At 42.1% G+C, this 17215-nt stretch carries 11 protein-coding genes; 6 read left to right on the forward strand and 5 right to left on the reverse strand.

Annotated features, from left to right (window positions below):
* Positions 1-341: 341 nt before the first annotated feature.
* Complete coding sequence (locus DDZ16_RS14065) at positions 342-2003, reverse strand: cation:proton antiporter (protein WP_109265127.1); 1662 nt, start codon at positions 2001-2003, stop codon at positions 342-344.
* A 300-nt stretch (positions 2004-2303) separates the two neighbouring features.
* On the opposite strand from DDZ16_RS14065, the gene DDZ16_RS14070 reads away from it, so the two are divergent.
* Positions 2304-3026, forward strand: coding sequence for a DUF434 domain-containing protein (locus DDZ16_RS14070; RefSeq protein ID WP_109265128.1), 723 nt, complete (start codon positions 2304-2306; stop codon positions 3024-3026).
* 234 nt (positions 3027-3260) lie between these two features.
* Here the strand turns inward: DDZ16_RS14070 and DDZ16_RS14075 are convergent, their stop codons facing one another.
* From DDZ16_RS14075 to bcp, 3 genes are all read right to left on the reverse strand, one after another.
* Positions 3261-6194 carry an FAD-binding and (Fe-S)-binding domain-containing protein gene (locus tag DDZ16_RS14075; protein WP_109265129.1) on the reverse strand — a complete coding sequence of 978 codons (2934 nt, stop codon included), beginning with the start codon at positions 6192-6194 and terminating at the stop codon, positions 3261-3263.
* 77 nt (positions 6195-6271) lie between these two features.
* On the reverse strand, positions 6272-7312 hold the full coding sequence (gene recA / locus DDZ16_RS14080; protein WP_109265130.1) for a recombinase RecA: 1041 nt from the start codon (positions 7310-7312) through the stop codon (positions 6272-6274).
* Between the two features lie 127 nt (positions 7313-7439).
* The gene (gene bcp / locus DDZ16_RS14085) at positions 7440-7904 is read right to left on the reverse strand and encodes a thioredoxin-dependent thiol peroxidase (protein ID WP_109265131.1); all 465 of its coding nucleotides are present in this window, start codon (positions 7902-7904) and stop codon (positions 7440-7442) included.
* Between the two features lie 267 nt (positions 7905-8171).
* Between bcp and DDZ16_RS14090 the strand changes: the two genes are divergently transcribed.
* From DDZ16_RS14090 to DDZ16_RS14110, 5 genes are all read left to right on the forward strand, one after another.
* Entirely contained in the window at positions 8172-10703 is a 2532-nt protein-coding gene (locus tag DDZ16_RS14090; protein ID WP_109265132.1) for a tetratricopeptide repeat protein, read from the forward strand.
* Positions 10704-11161: 458 nt separating this feature from the next.
* Positions 11162-11437, forward strand: coding sequence for an ATP-dependent Clp protease adaptor ClpS (locus DDZ16_RS14095; protein ID WP_109265133.1), 276 nt, complete (start codon positions 11162-11164; stop codon positions 11435-11437).
* A 10-nt stretch (positions 11438-11447) separates the two neighbouring features.
* Complete coding sequence (locus DDZ16_RS14100; RefSeq protein ID WP_109265134.1) at positions 11448-11906, forward strand: NfeD family protein; 459 nt, start codon at positions 11448-11450, stop codon at positions 11904-11906.
* A 5-nt stretch (positions 11907-11911) separates the two neighbouring features.
* Positions 11912-12931 (forward strand): flotillin-like protein FloA, encoded by a 1020-nt coding sequence (gene floA / locus DDZ16_RS14105; RefSeq protein WP_109265135.1) that lies wholly within the window; start codon positions 11912-11914, stop codon positions 12929-12931.
* Between the two features lie 79 nt (positions 12932-13010).
* On the forward strand, positions 13011-15062 hold the full coding sequence (locus DDZ16_RS14110; RefSeq protein WP_109265136.1) for a sialate O-acetylesterase: 2052 nt from the start codon (positions 13011-13013) through the stop codon (positions 15060-15062).
* A gap of 88 nt (positions 15063-15150) precedes the next feature.
* On the opposite strand, the gene DDZ16_RS14115 is transcribed toward DDZ16_RS14110, so the two are convergent.
* Entirely contained in the window at positions 15151-17091 is a 1941-nt protein-coding gene (locus tag DDZ16_RS14115; RefSeq protein ID WP_109265137.1) for a DUF4914 family protein, read from the reverse strand.
* Positions 17092-17215 lie beyond the last annotated feature (124 nt).

Consider the following 17215-nt stretch of genomic DNA (forward strand, 5'->3'; position numbering starts at 1 on the left):
TTGTTAAATAAATCACAGCAAATATATGAAGAAAATTCGACTATCATCCCGAAAGGGGTGAGTTGCGTCTGCTTACCAATCTTCAAATCAAGCACTTAGGCTTTGTAAGCCTGACGGCTATGCCCTCCGGGGACCAGATATTTTAGTGGCCTCTCCCCCGGGTTTTCACCCGGGGTTATCCAGATTGGCCCCTTTTCAGGGACCAGGAGCCGAAGACAGCAAATCTTGTCATATCCGCATTATTCACCAAGATTATTTGGGGTAGGCGTTCAGGATGACAAAATGCTCTTATTTCCAAACTATTTGGACATCTCCATGTATAAAAGACTTATATTTTGAGACTAAGAATCCTTGCGTTTTACACATGACTCATAAAAATGTAAAGCAGCCATTTGATGCGGCTGTAATATTTTATCGTCCTCAAATCCATAACTCTTTAATTGCTGGTAATCCTTTCCGGTGTCTGCGGTAACAAATATTTTTCCTTTAAAGGGATGTCTCTCTGTCATTTTCATCAACTGCTGAGTCAATTCATTATTCGACACGGTACAAACAATTACCTCGTTCCCTTTAACGGGAATCTGATCCAACAAATCGGGATCTTCCATATCCCCGTAAATAATATCTTTTCCTTTGGCCTTCCATTCATTAATGACAACAGGATCATAATCCACACTTAAGTACTTGATTTCCGAATGTTCGTCAAGCATGTGTGCAAGTCTTCTGCCAAATCGGCCCAGGCCAATCACCACCATATCGTAAGATTCTCTTTCGCCATGGGCATTTTCTAATTCTGTATAATCGTTTTTCCGCTGAAACATCTCCAATGCCGGAGACAACACATCATATATTTTATGAGAATACAAGATAAGATACGTGGATAGGCCGATGGTTATCAGGCCAACAAGCGTGATAAGACCAACAATTTCACCGGTTATATGACCCAAAGCCAGGCCCAGTCCGGCAAAAATAAGTGAAAACTCGCTAATCTGGGCCACCGTTAATCCGGCTAAAAAGGAGGTTCGCTTGCGGTATCCCAAAATTCCCATTATAACCAAAACAATAAGCGGATTACCCACAAGTACAAACGCTGAAAAAATAAGCGCCGGATATACCTGATTTCCAATAACCGCTAAATCAAGGTTACTCCCCAAATGCACAAAGAAAAACAACAATAAAAAATCGCGTAAAGTCACTAACCGGATATTGATCATATCTTTATAGACTGATGAAGCCAGGCTGATACCTGCGAGAAAAGCTCCCACTTCGCTGCTAAATCCAATAACTTCACTCAGAGAGGCAAGCAGAACCGCCCATGCAATAGCAAAAAGTGTAAGCAATTCCTGCGATTTGGCCATAAAAAAGCTTAGGCGGGGAATAAGCCATTTTATGGCAACAAAAACAAAACCAAGCAAAGCAACTCCGGCAATGACCGTTCTAAATATGTCTACCGAAAGGGAGGTTTCGCCGCCTTTCTGCATGGCTGATAACGCAATCATCACCAGAATTACAACAATATCCTGCACAATTAAAAAACCAATGGCAATTTGCCCGTGCAACGAATCAATCTCCTTTTTATCCGATAATAGTTTTACAATAATAATGGTACTGGAGAATGTCAGGGCCACGGCAATGTAAACGCTATGTAGTGATGAAAAGCCGAGACCTAAACCAATTAAAAAACCAAACATAGATGTGAACAGCACCTGCCCCAGACCTGTCAGCAAAGCTATACGCCCAATGGATTTAATTATACGCAAATCAAGCTTTAACCCTACAATAAAAAGTAATACCGCAATGCCAATTTCGGCCAGCAAATATATTTTATCATGAGATTTTACAATATTCAGTACCGAAGGCCCCAGGATAAGGCCGAGCGCAATAAACATCACAATAAGAGGCTGCCTTAAAAACTGCCCCAGACCACCAAAAAGAGCTGCTAATGCCAAAATAATGGTGAATTCATAGAATGGATTTTCAACAATTACAGACAACCAGTTCATATTATTAGTATTACAAAAGATGCTTAAATATTTTTTTTGAATGAAATATTCGATGTTCTTATTTCTAAGTCAGTTTCCCCTTAACTGTATTGACTTCAGCTATCAAACTTCCTTCTTTCAAATATACCCATTCCCTTTTTAAAAAGCCATTGTGTTTTTAGGAGTAAATATTGAGAAACTATTTAAGTTTTATCCACTAAAGAGACAAGACTTCTTAAAAAGTAAAAGAACATTCCTGAATCCTGCATTTCAAATTGTCGCAAATTATCCATAAATTATTATTCTGAAAATACGCTTTTTATGTCACCAGACCAACGCAAACATCGCGGACCGGATCCCAACGATGCCGGACTTTTTGCCCCGGATCAGATACAACTGCTCAGACGGGCAGCTTATGACTACTGCTTGTTGCTTGACAAAACATATACCCCAAAAGCAACGTTGAAACTGGTGGGTGACCATTTCAAATTAAAAGAAAGACAGCGAAAAGCGCTGGATCGTTGCTGTCAGCCGCAATCCCTGATCAATGAGATGCAACAACGTGAAATCCGGGAACCTGCTTTACTAAAAGGACAGCCCCTCTTTATTGATGGCTTTAACCTGCTGATCATTCTGGAAGGCGCATTGGGAGGGGCCCCGGTATTTAAAGGTCGGGACGGGTTGATTCGCGACATATCAGGCCTTCACGGTTCTTACCGAAAAATAAGTGAAACCCCGGAAGCCATTGCTCTGGTGGCATCATTTGTCAAAGAATTCTCTGCCGGTCCTGTCTTATGGGTATTTGATAAACCGGTGAGCAACTCCGGCCGGCTTGCCCAACTGGTAATGCAAATAGGAAAAGAAAACCAGGTAAACTGGAATACCGAGTTATGCGACCAGGCTGATTCCAGAATTGCCAACTCAGAACACATTGTGGCCTCATCCGACTCTCAAATCCTGGCCCGGTGCACCCGGTGGTTTAATTTATGCGGATATATTATGGAGAATTATATCAAAAAGAAATGGTTTATTGAGTTGTTTTAATTGGGGTTGAACCAATATAAGAGATAGTTAGATAGGAGATGATTAGATTTAAGATTTTGAGATGTAAGTGACCAACAGGCAGATGAATGAATGAGTGAGTGAATGAGTGAGTGAATGAATGAGTGAATGAATGAGTGAGTGAGTGACTGACTGAATGAATGAGTGATTGAATGAATGATTGAGTGAATGAATGGATGAATGAGTGAGTGAATGATAGAATAACATTTCACCATTCTACCTTTTCGCTTCCCACAAAATCTCAATCGGATGAATGGCCTTCTCGCCCGTTCCGTCCTTGATCTGATGACGGCAACTGGTCCCCGGGGCTGCTACCATGGTGTTTGCTTCTTTTTGGCGGATAGCCGGAAAAAGGACAAGCTCTCCCACTTTCATAGAAATATCGTAATGTTCCTTTTCGTAGCCAAAAGCCCCTGCCATCCCACAGCAGCCTGAAGGAATCACTTCAACCTCATAATTGGCCGGCAAACTTAACATTTCAATCGTAGGTGCCATCGAAGCCAGTGATTTTTGGTGGCAGTGTCCGTGTAACATAATTTTCTGAGGACTATCGGTAAAACTTTCCGAAGTAATCCGTCCTGACTTTATTTCACTGAGAATAAATTCATCAAACAGCAATGCATTTTTGCCAAGATTACGGGCAGCTTCCCTGAGGTCATCATCCACGAGGTCAATGTATTCATCCCTAAAAGTCAGGATAGCGGATGGTTCTATACCAATTAGAGGAGTATCTTCTGAAATAAGTTCTTTAAGTAAACTTACATTTTTGATGGCTATCTCTTTGGCTTTGTTCAACAAGCCTTTGGAGATATAAGCACGGCCACTTTCGATGTGTTTGGGCATCGCTACTTCATAGCCTAAAGACTCCAACAGCCACACGGCTTTTTGACCTATACCTAAATCATTGTAATTGGTGAATTCATCATTGAATAAACAGACTTTTCCATTCCTCTTTTCTTCAGTAGCAACTTGATTCTTCTGCTCTTTTTGAAACCATTTAGAGAAGGTCGTCTTTTGCAGTTTCGGAATGGAGCGTTTTGGGGCAAATCCCACAGTTTTTTTAAAAATCTCTGAAAGCATTTTTTGCCCTGCCATGAAATTAAAAACCCCGGGCAGCACCGAAGCCAGACGATTCAGTGAAGCAAATCCGGCAATCATCTTCGTGCGCAAAGGCACACCATGCACCTCATAATAGTGTTGCAGGAACTCTGCTTTCAGTTTGGCCACATCAACACTGGAAGGACATTCTGACTTACAAGCTTTACACGACAAACAAAGATCCATCACATCGTAAATTTCGTAATGGTTAAAGCGGTTTTTCACATAGGGCTTGCGCAGATACTCACGTAAAACATTGGCCCGGGCACGGGTGGTGTGTTTTTCATCCCGCGTTGCCATATAACTGGGACACATGGTACCGCCCGATAGATGCGTTTTTCGACAATCGCCCGATCCATTGCAAAACTCAGCAGCCCGCAGGTAGCCCTGTTCCCGGGAGAAGTCAAACACGGTTTCAATATCAGGTGTTAAGGAAGCCGGTGAATAGCGCAAATCCGAATCCATGGGAGGCGCCTCAACAATCTTTCCGGGATTAAAAATATGTTTGGGATCCCACGTATTTTTTATCACTTTGAACAGCTCATAATTCTTTTCTCCTACCATTTGGTGGATAAACTCCCCCCGGAGCCTTCCATCGCCATGTTCTCCACTCAAAGATCCCCGGTATTTCTTTACCAAACAGGCTGTTTCCTCTGCAACCCTTCGGAATAACCGATGCCCCTCTTCAGTTTTCAGATCAATGACGGGTCGCAGATGTAGTTCTCCCGATCCCGCATGGCCATAAAAGACGCACTCCAGCCCCAGCTTATCAAGTATTTCTCTGAAATCCATCACATAAGAGGGCAAATCATCCGGAGCCACCGAGGTATCTTCAATCACCGCTACCGGCTTGGCATCACCGGGTGTGGTGTAAAGCAAGCCAAGTGCAGCTTTGCGCAGACTCCAGACCTTTTTGATATCATCGCCTGAAATGAGAGGAAAGTGGTACCCCAACCCGGCCTGCTTCAAATCCTCGGTAAGCTTTTTTATACCAGCCTGCACTTCTTCCATCGAATGGCGGGTAAACTCAACTACCAGGAGGGCTTTGGGATCACTTTCAATAAAAAAACGGTTCTGTGACTGCTCAGGGTTATTTTTCGTGCAGTTGAGAATAAAGTCATCCATCAGCTCGCTGGCCGATGGATGGTGTTTCAATGCAATAACATTGGCATTCAGGGCCTCTTCCATCGAATAAAAATGTACACACAACAAACCTTTACTTTGAGGTGGCAGAGGATGACACTTCAATTTGATTTCTGTAATAAACATCAAAGTCCCCTCTGAACCGGCTATCACTTTTGAGAAATTAAAGTGCTCTCCGTTATCATTAAAGGGTACACTTGCGGTTAATGCGTCCAGAGCATAGCCCGTATTCCGGCGTTTAATGGAGGCTTTCGGAAACTCCCCTTCAATATTCCCGCGGGTACCAACATCCTTTAAAGCATCATATATTTGATGGTAGAGACTCGATTCAAGATCTTGTTGCCCCGATTCACATTTAGTCAGAAATTCATCTTTGGTAAGTGCCCCAAATGTTACCTCGCTCCCATCACTTAAAAATCCCCTCACCTCCAATATATTATCGCGGGTACTTCCATATATCAGAGAATTAGATCCTGAAGAATTATTTCCCACCATACCTCCAATCATGGCCCGGTTGGAGGTAGAAGTTTCGGGACCAAAAATGAGCCCGTGGTCTTTTAAAAACAAGTTTAGTTCATCCCTGATAACGCCGGGTTGTACGCTTACCCAACCTTTTTCCTTATTGACTTCCAATATTTCTGTAAAAGTCCGTGACACATCCACTACAATGCCATTCCCTACAACCTGACCAGCCAATGAAGTTCCGGCAGTTCTGGGGATTAAAGAAATATTATACTGACCGGCAAAAAGCACCAATTTCTTTACATCAGCTTCATCAGCAGGAAAAACAACGGCTTGTGGCATTTCCCGGTAAACAGACGCATCCGTGGCATAGAGGGTTCGAAAAAGCTCATCAGTAAAGATTTTTCCTTTTATTCGGGAAGACAACTTTTTGAAGACGGGATTCATAAGAATTTGGTATTTATGAAAAAAGGCAAACCCATTGCAGGCCTGCCTTTAAACTTATTATGATAAAATCTGAATTTCTATTGTTTCTCCTGCGCCAGGGCGTCCACAATTTTCTTCTCCAGTTCCTCGGCCAGTTCAGGGTTATCGCGGATAACATCTTTTACGGCTTCACGGCCCTGTCCCAGTTTGGTTTCACCATAGCTGAACCAGGAACCACTCTTCTTAACAATTCCGTTTTCAACCCCCAGGTCAATGATTTCACCAATCTTGGAAATACCTTCACCGTACATGATGTCAAATTCGGCTTTCCTGAACGGAGGCGCAACCTTGTTTTTCACCACTTTTACCCGTGTATGGGTTCCCACTACCTCATCACCACTTTTAAGCTGGGTAACCCGACGGATATCCAATCGAACCGAAGAGTAAAACTTCAGGGCATTACCACCTGTAGTGGTTTCAGGATTGCCAAACATTACGCCTATTTTTTCACGTAACTGGTTGATGAAGATACAACAGGTATTGGTTTTACTGATATTGGAGGTCAGTTTACGCAGAGCCTGTGACATCAATCGAGCCTGAAGACCAACCTTATTTTCGCCCATCTCGCCTTCAATCTCCGCTTTAGGAGTAAGGGCAGCTACTGAGTCAACTACTACCAAATCAATAGCAGAAGAACGAATCAACTGGTCGGCAATTTCGAGTGCCTGTTCACCATTATCGGGCTGTGAAATCAAGAGGTCTTCCACATCCACCCCCAGCTTTTCAGCATAAAAACGGTCAAAAGCATGTTCAGCGTCAATAATAGCAGCAATACCTCCCTGTTTTTGAACTTCTGCAATGGCATGAATGGCCAAAGTTGTTTTACCTGACGATTCGGGACCGTATATTTCTACAACACGACCACGCGGATAACCTCCAACTCCCAGGGCGCGGTCAAGGGCGATCGAACCTGATGAAAACGAAGGAATGTTCTCTGTTGCCGATTCGCCCATTCTCATAATGGCACCTTTACCATAGGTTTTGTCGATTTTATCCATGGTAAGCTGAAGGGCTTTCAGCTTTTCGGCATTTACTTTTTTAGCTTCTTTCTCTTTCTTTTCCTGTTGTTGTTCGGCCATGTTTTAATTCTATGTTATGCGGTTTAAATTATCGGCAAACATCCGGAAGGGAATTCTCAAAACTCTCTGATTCAATATCTACATTTCAAAAACCTTCCATTTGCACCGATAAAGATAACCATAAATATTAAAGATTCAACTCGGAAAAGATCTGTTCGGAATGTTCCTTTGTTTTCACTTTTTCGAAAATTTTCTCTATCACGCCGTTCTCGTCAATTACAAAGGTGGTGCGCACAACTCCCATGTAAGTTTTTCCATACATTTTTTTCTCGGCCCATACGCCATAGTTCTCCAGAATCTCTTTTTCAGTATCTGCAATCAAATCAAATTTCAATCCGTGCTTATCAATAAACTTACGATGAGAGGCCTCGCTGTCAGGGCTCACCCCTATTATCTTAAACCCTTTTTCGACAAACTGCTCCAGATTATCATTCAAATTACAGGCCTCGGCTGTACAGCCTGAAGTATTATCTTTTGGATAAAAATATAAAACCACTTTTTGTCCTTTAAAGTCATCCAGTGAAATCTCTTTTCCATCTTGATTTTTGCCGGAAAAAGAGGGTGCTTTTTGTCCTTCTTCTAATTTTGCCATAACGATAATGTTTTAAATTAGTTTTTATGAAAACAGTAATACGGTGCTTTGGTTTAATCTGGCAACAATTTTGCTCTCCATTGAAAAATCCTTTTAGGGAATTCACCCCAAATGATTAAATTTGATGCCCGGAAAGATGATTCAATTGGGAGAAGGAGACTAAATGTAAATTACTATTAATCATTCCGGAAAACATTCATATGTAAAATGAAATCTTTTCTTCCCATTCCGGCCGAAAAGATTGATTAAAACAAAAGAAGGGCAAGCATGAGACTAGTTTTTACGACACTTTTTATTATTATTTCATCCCTGATATCAGCCAATGCTCAGGAAAATACCGTTTCTCCTGATCAGGCGCTGGAGCTGTTTCGCAATGGCAAATATGGCGAAGCTTTACCTATGTACAAGCAGCTTATTGAGCGCTACGATCGTGAAGCAAAATACAACTATTACCTTGGTGTTTGTCTGATAGAACAGCGACAGGATAACAGTCAGGCCATTAAACGTTTAAAATATGCATTATCACGCCGCATTAACCGCGATGTTCATTATTACCTGGGACGTGCATATCAGAATGCTTATCAGTTTGAATTGGCCACCAAAGAATTTGAGGCTTTTCTCAAATATGCCACCAATACTGACCCCCGCCGCACCAAAGCCAAAAGGGCCATTGAAGATTGTGTTTCAGGAGAGCAACTTATCAACAAGCATTTCAGTATTAAGGTGGTCAAAAAGGACACCGTAAACGAGCACAACTTTATTGATGCCTACGAACTACCCGAAGATGCCGGTACGCTTGCCCGTAACAAGTCTTTTTTTAAGACCGGTGTGCCACCCGAAAACATCATGTACCGTACTGAAAAAGGAGACGATGTGTATTTTGTACTTAATGAAACCGACACCACAACGCACGACATCTATATGATGGAGCAGTTGCTTGACCGCTGGAGTGGCAGCAAAAACCTCAGAGAACCGGTTAACTCGGACTATGATGATCGTAATCCTTTTCTAATGGTGGATGGTACCACTTTCTTTTTTGCATCAGACCGCCCGGGTGGTATGGGTGGACTGGACATTTACCGGTCCATATATGATCCGGAGAGCAATACTTATTCAGAGCCTGAAAATCTCGGATCTCCTTTCAACTCACCGGCAGACGACTATTTGTTTGCTGCAGATATATTCGACGAAAGGGCTTGGTTTACAACCAACAGAGGTGTAGAACCCGGAAAAGCCGTTGTTGTAAAGCTGGTGTGGGACAACAAAGTCTTTAAAAACCTCACCGAGGATATTGAGCAAATAAAAACAATTGCCTCTTTACCTCTTGCTGATGGCAATTTCTGGGACGAAAGAGCCTCAGAACAGGAGAACGGGCAAGGCCGGAAAAACAAGACAGATCAAGAGGAATTCCGTTTTTATATTAACGACACCATCGTTTATACACGTTACGAGCATTTCCTCAGCGATGCAGCAAGAAGTGAGTTTAAGAGAGGTCGAAGCATCGACATGAAAAAAGACAGCCTGGAACAGATGATGCGCAACAAGCGCCAAAGGTATGCTCAGAGTTATAACCAGGAAGAATTAAATCAGCTAATGGATGAAATCCTTCAGCTCGAAAAGAAAGTTTATGGCCATGGCGATCAGATCAAGCGGCATTATATCCGGGCCAGACAAATGGAGACCGAAAAGATTTCGCAACTTAAAAACAGCGGAAACTACAACAACTCGCATTTAACCAAACCCGGGTCTTTTAATAATGAGGGAAACAAACCTTCATTTAAGCCTGCCAGTTACTCTTTCTACTCTGATGAAGAATTCCTCAGCAGAAAAGAACGGTTGAACCCAATGTATGAGAAGTATTTCAACCCGGCTCAGATAAAGACCTTGCAACGCACGGACAGCATGTACACCTGGGCCAACATCCTCAAGCTGGAAGGCTCAAAAATGCTGGCAGAATCAATGAAAAGCAATGAGCAGGAAGACGAACTTTCTCTTCTCGATAAGATGAGAAATCTGGATTCATTAAAGGGCAAGAAAGATGTAGAACCAACTAATCCGCTCCCTCGCAAGGCACGCGAACTGCAGAAGCAAGCATTGGATCTGTATCATCAGGCATTGGATAAAAAATTCAATATTTACAAGCCAACTATTGAACAAATGGCAGGACCACAAAAGGAAGGCCATCTCAGTCAGCTTTTAAGAAAAGCACAGAGTTATTTTGAGAAAGCCAACAATGGTCTGGAAAAAATGAATACCTGGAATCCCGAACGATATGAGCAATTGGGAGGACTAAAAAGGCAAGGCATTGAAATACTGGAAGATGGCCTTATAAGCTACTCCCCTGACAAAACCATATTCAACGCAAGCAATAAGGTTAAAACAAAAGGTGAAAGGCAAATTCAGGACAACTATCAGGAAATCCAGAACAATCGGGAGGCCCAAGCCAAACAAGAGAAACCAGCAATAACAAAGCCCAAATCCCCTACCAATGTTGTTGAATCTGCATTTGGCAATAACTCTGCCACTGAAAAATCCGCTCTGCCTGTATTTAAAATCCAGATTGGAGTATTCAGAAACACCCCGGATGCCAATGCTCTTTCAAAAATCCCCGAAATTTCGTCGGAAGCCATTCAGGGAAAAGAGATAACAAAATACTACTCGGGCAATTGGAGTAATTACGAGGAAGCCAACAGTCATGTCAACCAGGTTAGAAACAATGGATTTCCCGGAGCTTTTGTGGTCGCCTTTTTTAATGGAAAACAAATTCCTGTAAACAAGGCAAAAGAATTGGCCAATTAATCCGGGAGTCCTAAAAAACGAATTTTTCATTAACTATTATTACATCCAAACATTTCATTAAGTGCAAAGTTATTTCACCCCATACTGTAATTTCTTTGCACTTGCTTTTTAGTAACAGCTAATCAAAAGAACATAATTTACTTCCCCACCCTAATCCCTTAGCATTTCAATACTCTCTGGATCGGCTGATCTGGAAATTTTGTCGTTTTGAATATTTTAGCAATCCCCAATTGTAGAAAAACCGGTAACTTTTTGTCCCTGGCCCTGCAGATTCAAAGGGGCTTTTTTTATAAAAGAATTAAAGATTTTTAAAAGTTTCTATTGGTTTCAAATCTATTAAATATTAATTTTATAGATTTCAATTTGAAAATTACACATGTGGGACATTTATACCTGATCACCAATCAACACTTGTCCTGATGGAAATATTTTTATATTTTACAACAAATTTTTGAACTATGGTACCTCATGATAAAAGGAAAGAAAATCCGGGTTCGAGCCAGGAGGGATTGGGAGATCATTTGTTGATACTTCACAATGATGACTTTAACACTTTCGACGATGTAATTGATGCACTTATGGTGCACTGCCAACACAATGATGTGCAGGCAGAACAGTGCGCAACACTCACTCATTACATTGGGTATTGCGAAATAAAACGTGGCTCCTATAATGAACTGACCGATCTTCAGCGAATTCTTGAAGAACAGTCCTTAAATGTTAGCATTGACTAAAACACATTAAATGACCATCATAATTTTGTTAATCGTTACCGGACTATTACTACTTATTCTTGAGTTTTTCGTAGTACCGGGTATTACTATTGCGGGCATTGGCGGACTGGGAATGATTACAGGAGGAATTTTCATGGCTTACGGAATTGACTCCTCCACCGGACATATTACACTCGCTTCAACACTTATCGCAACACTTATCATTTTATTTTATGCATTTCGCAGTAAAACATGGAAGAAACTAATGCTCAATTCCACTGTTACAAGCCATGTTGACACAGTTGAAGAAAACACTATTAATCCTGGAGATCACGGAAAAACCATCACACGTTTAAATCCCATTGGCAAAGCCCGGGTTAATAATCAAGATGTGGAAGCCCATTGTCCCGGGCAATTCATTGATCCAAAAACAGAAATTGAAGTCACTGAAGTATATAAAACTTACATCATTGTTAAACCAGTAAAATAAATACTATGGAAGTTTTCGGAACACTAGGACTCATAGCAGTCATCATTGTTCTATTTTTTGTTATCCTGTATTATGTGCCAGTCATTCTTTGGTTCTCGGCCTTGGTTACAGGTGTCCGGATTTCGTTAATTCAGCTTGTACTGATGCGCATCCGTAAAGTACCGCCCTCTATCATTGTTCGTGCCATGATTGAGGCCCATAAAGCGGGACTTGAAAACATAAAACGCGATGAATTAGAAGCCCACTATCTTGCGGGTGGTAATGTTGACAATGTGGTACATGCTCTTGTGTCAGCCTCAAAAGCCAACATTGATCTGACCTTTCAGATGGGAACAGCCATCGACCTGGCCGGCCGTGACGTATTTGAGGCCGTCCAGATGTCTGTAAACCCAAAGGTTATTGACACGCCTCCTGTGGCTGCGGTTGCCAAAGACGGTATTCAGCTTGTCACCAAGGCCCGTGTTACCGTTCGCGCCAGCATTAAACAATTGGTAGGAGGTGCCGGCGAAGAAACAGTGCTTGCCCGTGTTGGTGAAGGTATTGTTTCCTCTATCGGATCTTCAAGTTCGCACAAAGCGGTATTGGAAAACCCAGACTCCATCTCAAAAGTAGTACTTAGCAAAGGGCTGGATGCCGGTACAGCTTTCGAAATTCTTTCCATAGACATTGCAGATATCGACATTGGTAAAAACATTGGTGCTGAACTTCAGACCGATCAGGCCGAAGCCGACAAAAACATTGCCCAGGCTAAAGCTGAGGAGCGACGTGCAATGGCTGTTGCCGAAGAGCAGGAAATGAAAGCCAAAGCTCAGGAAGCGCGGGCCCATGTAATCGAAGCTGAAGCAGAGGTTCCCAAAGCCATAGCCGAAGCATTCAGGTCAGGTAACCTTGGCGTAATGGATTACATGAAGTACAAAAACATAGATGCTGATACACAAATGCGTGATTCTATTTCAAAACCGCCTCAGTCGGGTCGCTCTAAAGGAAACAATGGCGGAAAAGACAAAGGAAAAGATGACAAATAATCATCGTTTTAAAAATTAACCATCCGGGCCGGTCTTCAATTTGTTGGCCGGCCCGTTTTATTTATAATACCATACGCCCATGAAACTTACACTAAGCTATAAACTCTTTGCATTATTCTTTATGGCTGCATTCCTTTTTAATGGCTGTAAGCAGAAATCAAAAATTGAGGTTCCGTCCATATTCTCGGACAACCTTGTCCTGCAACAAAATACCGATGTAACCATGTGGGGCAAAGCTACTCCTGGAACAACTGTCAATGCTAAAGGAGACTGGGGTGAAACTGCCAGCACAGAAGCCGGAAAAGACAGTCTTTGGCAGTTAAATCTCCCCACTTCCAAAGCAGGTGGTCCTTATAAACTTATTCTCAGCACTGCCGACTCCACAATTCAAATAAATAATGTAATGCTTGGTGAAGTCTGGCTGGCCTCGGGACAATCTAACATGGAGATGCCTCTTACGGGCTGGCCTCCAAATGATACCATTCTCAATTCGGCAGCTACAATTGCAGAATCCGAGAATCCGGATATTCGAATGTTTACCGTTAGCAGAAATATGGCTGCAGAGCCAATGTCAGACGTTTCAGGCTTCTGGGCTATTGCATCTCCCCAAACTTCAGGCAGATTTAGCGCCACAGCATATCATTTCGCCAAAAAAATAAATAAAGAATTGGATATCCCTGTTGGAATCATCCACAGCAGCTGGGGTGGAACACCTATTGAATCCTGGATAAGTAACAAAACACTTGCTTCAAGTAAGGACTTTGAGGATATAACTAAAAACCTTAAGAATCTTGCTCCGGAAATAAAGGCTTATGACCAGTGGTTGGGAAAACTTCAGCATGTAAGCATTTTATCTTCTGAAGAAAAGCCAAATCCATTTGAAAACCTTGACCTTTTTGATGATTACTGCAGCGCCCCTGAAACCTCAACTCAAGATTGGCCTGTTATGTTTCTCCCAACCACTTTTGAACAGAGTGATATTGGGGAATTTGACGGCGCTGCATGGTTCAGAAAGGAAATAATGATTCCAGAATCGTGGGAGGATAAAGATTTAATCCTTTCACTTGGCCCCATTGACGATATGGATGTTGCTTATTTTAATGGCAAAAAGATTGGAGGAACTGAAGTTGCCGGATTCTGGCAAAAGGTGAGATATTATACCGTTCCAGCCAGCGAAGTAAAAGCCGGACCGGCCTCTCTTGCAGTTAAAGTTATAGATACTCAGGGGGGGGGTGGAATTTATGGCGATTCGGAGCAACTTAAAATTTATCCAGAAGGCAATAAAAATCAGTCCATTGACCTCAAAGGCAAATGGCATTACAAGGTGGTGGCACAAATCACAGGGGATCAACTATATCTCTTCAATCCTGAAACCAATGTTTATGATACACGTCCGGAGCTATCCATGGCATTGAACAGTCATACACCAACTGTATTATACAATGCCATGATCGCCCCTCTTACATCTTTTACCATTAAAGGATCTATTTGGTATCAGGGTGAAACCAATGTTGGAAGAGCATCGCAGTATATAGAGCTTATGGACTTATTAATTTCGGATTGGCGTAAGCAATTTAACAACCCTGAAATGCCATTCTACTTCGTCCAATTGGCCCCATGGAATTATGACAATATTGAAGGCCGTTCATCTGCCTGGTTGCGAGAAGCTCAACGCAGGTCTATGGAAATAACCAACGCCGGAATGGCAGTAACCCTTGATATTGGTAATGTTGACAACATCCACCCCGCAAACAAAGAGGATGTTGGTAAGAGGCTTGCTCTTTGGGCCCTTGCTAAAAATTATGAAAAAAAAGACTTGGTTTATAGCGGGCCATTTCCTCAAAAGACAGAACAAAGCAATGGAAAAATAGTCATTTCATTCAGCCATGCAGAGAATGGGCTGAAACTAAAGTCTGGTGTTAAGAATCAGTTTGAAATCGCTGGAAAAGATGGAAATTTTGTTCCGGCAAAAGTCAAAATTAATGGTAACACGATTGAGGTTTACTCTCCTAAGGTATCACAACCTGCCAATGTTAGGTATGGATTCAAAAACGGAGCCGAAGCCTCATTATTCAATAAATCTGGACTACCAGCACCATCGTTCTCTACTGAAGAAGAAATAAATCAGTAGGAATATTAAAACACTCCATAAATCAAAAGCCGCCTGGAAGAGTAAATCCCGGCGGCTTTTTAATTTAAAAAAAAATGACAATAAGTTTTTAAAACATATTATCATAATCCTCCATAGTCATGAAAGAATACTGATAACTCATAGGAATTATCTTACTGTAGTCCTCAACAGAAGCCCCATTCAAACAAGCTTCAATAATGCGCCTACCGGTGGGTGATAAATCCGGAGTCAGGAATTTAGGCAACTCCTTTTTAAAGAAATCAAACAAGATCTCAGCACCTGCATCATACCCTTCCGTTCCTACCTCATTCTGTTTATAAACTTTCAGGAATCTGGAAGGAATCTTAGACCCTTCGATGGTCAGATAATTCAGCTCATATCCCAACAATGAACATCTTGCATCCTGATATTGATCTCTTCTCAGCTTGGCATTACCGCGACGAGTGTGATACTCACGCATCAACATTTGCGGCTTGAAACCAACCTTCCATACACCAATATGCTGGTTAGGTACCAATGCATATCCTACCCTTGGGTTTTTAATAATCTGATCTAAAAGCATATTGGCATGTGGCACCATTTTTCCGGTAGCAAAAGGCCAGTAAGATCCTACACCTTCAGACTGCATTCCACCGGAGTCAACGATACTTGGATTGCCATGACCGCGAGGGGATACCAAACGCCATAACCAGGCCAGAGCAGGCGGAAGCACATGGAACAATCCTATGATACCATAATTAGGATTCTCTCTGGTACATGGTGGGGTGCGCACTCCAAAACTGCGGACGTCAACCGTTACAGGCTTATGAACCACTCCCGGAACAATATCTCTGGGCACTACCACACGTGGATTTGGACAACGCTTCCCGGGCTCATCCTCAATGTGGTCCCAAATAAGAGCTGTACTGTCGGGATTAGCATCAATATTTAAAAATAATAATGGCGTGGGCGGATTGATGGTCAATTTTTCAAGAGTGGGATCATCACCATACTCATTTACACTATCAGTCCTGATAAACCAGGCATTTTCCGCATCCAAAACTCTAAGTTTACCATCGTCTTTTTGCAATTCATTTGGACAAAGCGCCATGTCGTCGGTCACGGGGCCAAAAGAACAGAAGATGGGCAAATTAATGGCACGCTTTTCCTTTGTTTGGATGTTTTCGCCAATAGTGATTTCGCCACTGGGCTCGCGAACAATGTGTTGAAGCATCTCGCTTTTACCTCCCCCACTGGCTCCTTCATGCATAAAAGTAGTCACACTATCGTAAGGACTGATTACTGCAGCTGTAGAACAATGTGCAGTGATCCAGTTTTCCTTTTCACCTTTATTCAATAATGCACCATATAGTCCCTTTTTGGCACTTGGTCCCGGATAGAGATTATAAGAATATACTTCGTGAACTTTCTCTGTACGATTGTGAATAACCGCCTGCTTCCCTTCAAAGTGAGTATGACGGAAAGTAGGTGCAACATAAATCACAGATTCAACATCAAAACTGCTATCCAACTCTTCAACAGTAGTAATCCTTTGCAACATGGCCAGCCCCATGGCAAAAAACCCTGCATTGGCCGGAGCAATGGCAATACCGCCAACTCCGACATTATGCTCTTTATTTCCGGCATAATAAAAGAATATAGCCAATTCCTGATCTTTTAGCCAATCAAAAGTTTCATTTTTCAACGAATCAAATTCATATCCATAGCGGTCTTTGAAACGAGGTTTATCAGAAGGTAAGTCATCAGCAACCGACATAGTTCCGGGATCGCGTCGACGCATGTAAGGCTCCAAATAATTGGCAGAAATCCCGTTTTTAACCCGGTTAACAATAGCTTCTGTATATTCCCCCTTTCCGGGAACGTCATATTTTACTTCAAATACCCTTCCATCTTTTCCACCCACTGCTGCATCTGCAAGCTGTTCATGGGTATCAAATACGGTAAACCCCTTACAGCTCCTGAGCAGGTTCTCGACATCAGCAGGAAGTTTTACCCCTTTACTTTCAATGGTCTTAAAAAAATCACTCATAACAATTGGTTTTATTTATTACCTGACCTAGTATCTTTTCAGATGTAAAATGAAAAAACATTTTTTACCCCCCCTTCTTCTTATCCCCCTTCTTCACTTTCTGGCAAATATAGCAACAGCATAA

The organism is Marinilabilia rubra, assembly GCF_003121985.1.
In the GTDB taxonomy this organism is placed as follows: domain Bacteria; phylum Bacteroidota; class Bacteroidia; order Bacteroidales; family Marinilabiliaceae; genus Marinilabilia; species Marinilabilia rubra.

Coding starts and splice junctions, on each gene's coding strand:
- DDZ16_RS14100 (WP_109265134.1), top strand. CDS start 11,448: ATGACCATCATAATTTTGTTAATCGTTACCGGACTATTACTACTTATT.
- DDZ16_RS14090 (WP_109265132.1), top strand. CDS start 8,172: ATGAGACTAGTTTTTACGACACTTTTTATTATTATTTCATCCCTGATA.
- DDZ16_RS14110 (WP_109265136.1), top strand. CDS start 13,011: ATGAAACTTACACTAAGCTATAAACTCTTTGCATTATTCTTTATGGCT.
- floA (WP_109265135.1), top strand. CDS start 11,912: ATGGAAGTTTTCGGAACACTAGGACTCATAGCAGTCATCATTGTTCTA.
- bcp (WP_109265131.1), bottom strand. CDS start 7,904: ATGGCAAAATTAGAAGAAGGACAAAAAGCACCCTCTTTTTCCGGCAAA.
- DDZ16_RS14075 (WP_109265129.1), bottom strand. CDS start 6,194: ATGAATCCCGTCTTCAAAAAGTTGTCTTCCCGAATAAAAGGAAAAATC.
- recA (WP_109265130.1), bottom strand. CDS start 7,312: ATGGCCGAACAACAACAGGAAAAGAAAGAGAAAGAAGCTAAAAAAGTA.
- DDZ16_RS14115 (WP_109265137.1), bottom strand. CDS start 17,091: ATGAGTGATTTTTTTAAGACCATTGAAAGTAAAGGGGTAAAACTTCCT.
- DDZ16_RS14065 (WP_109265127.1), bottom strand. CDS start 2,003: ATGAACTGGTTGTCTGTAATTGTTGAAAATCCATTCTATGAATTCACC.
- DDZ16_RS14070 (WP_109265128.1), top strand. CDS start 2,304: ATGTCACCAGACCAACGCAAACATCGCGGACCGGATCCCAACGATGCC.
- DDZ16_RS14095 (WP_109265133.1), top strand. CDS start 11,162: ATGGTACCTCATGATAAAAGGAAAGAAAATCCGGGTTCGAGCCAGGAG.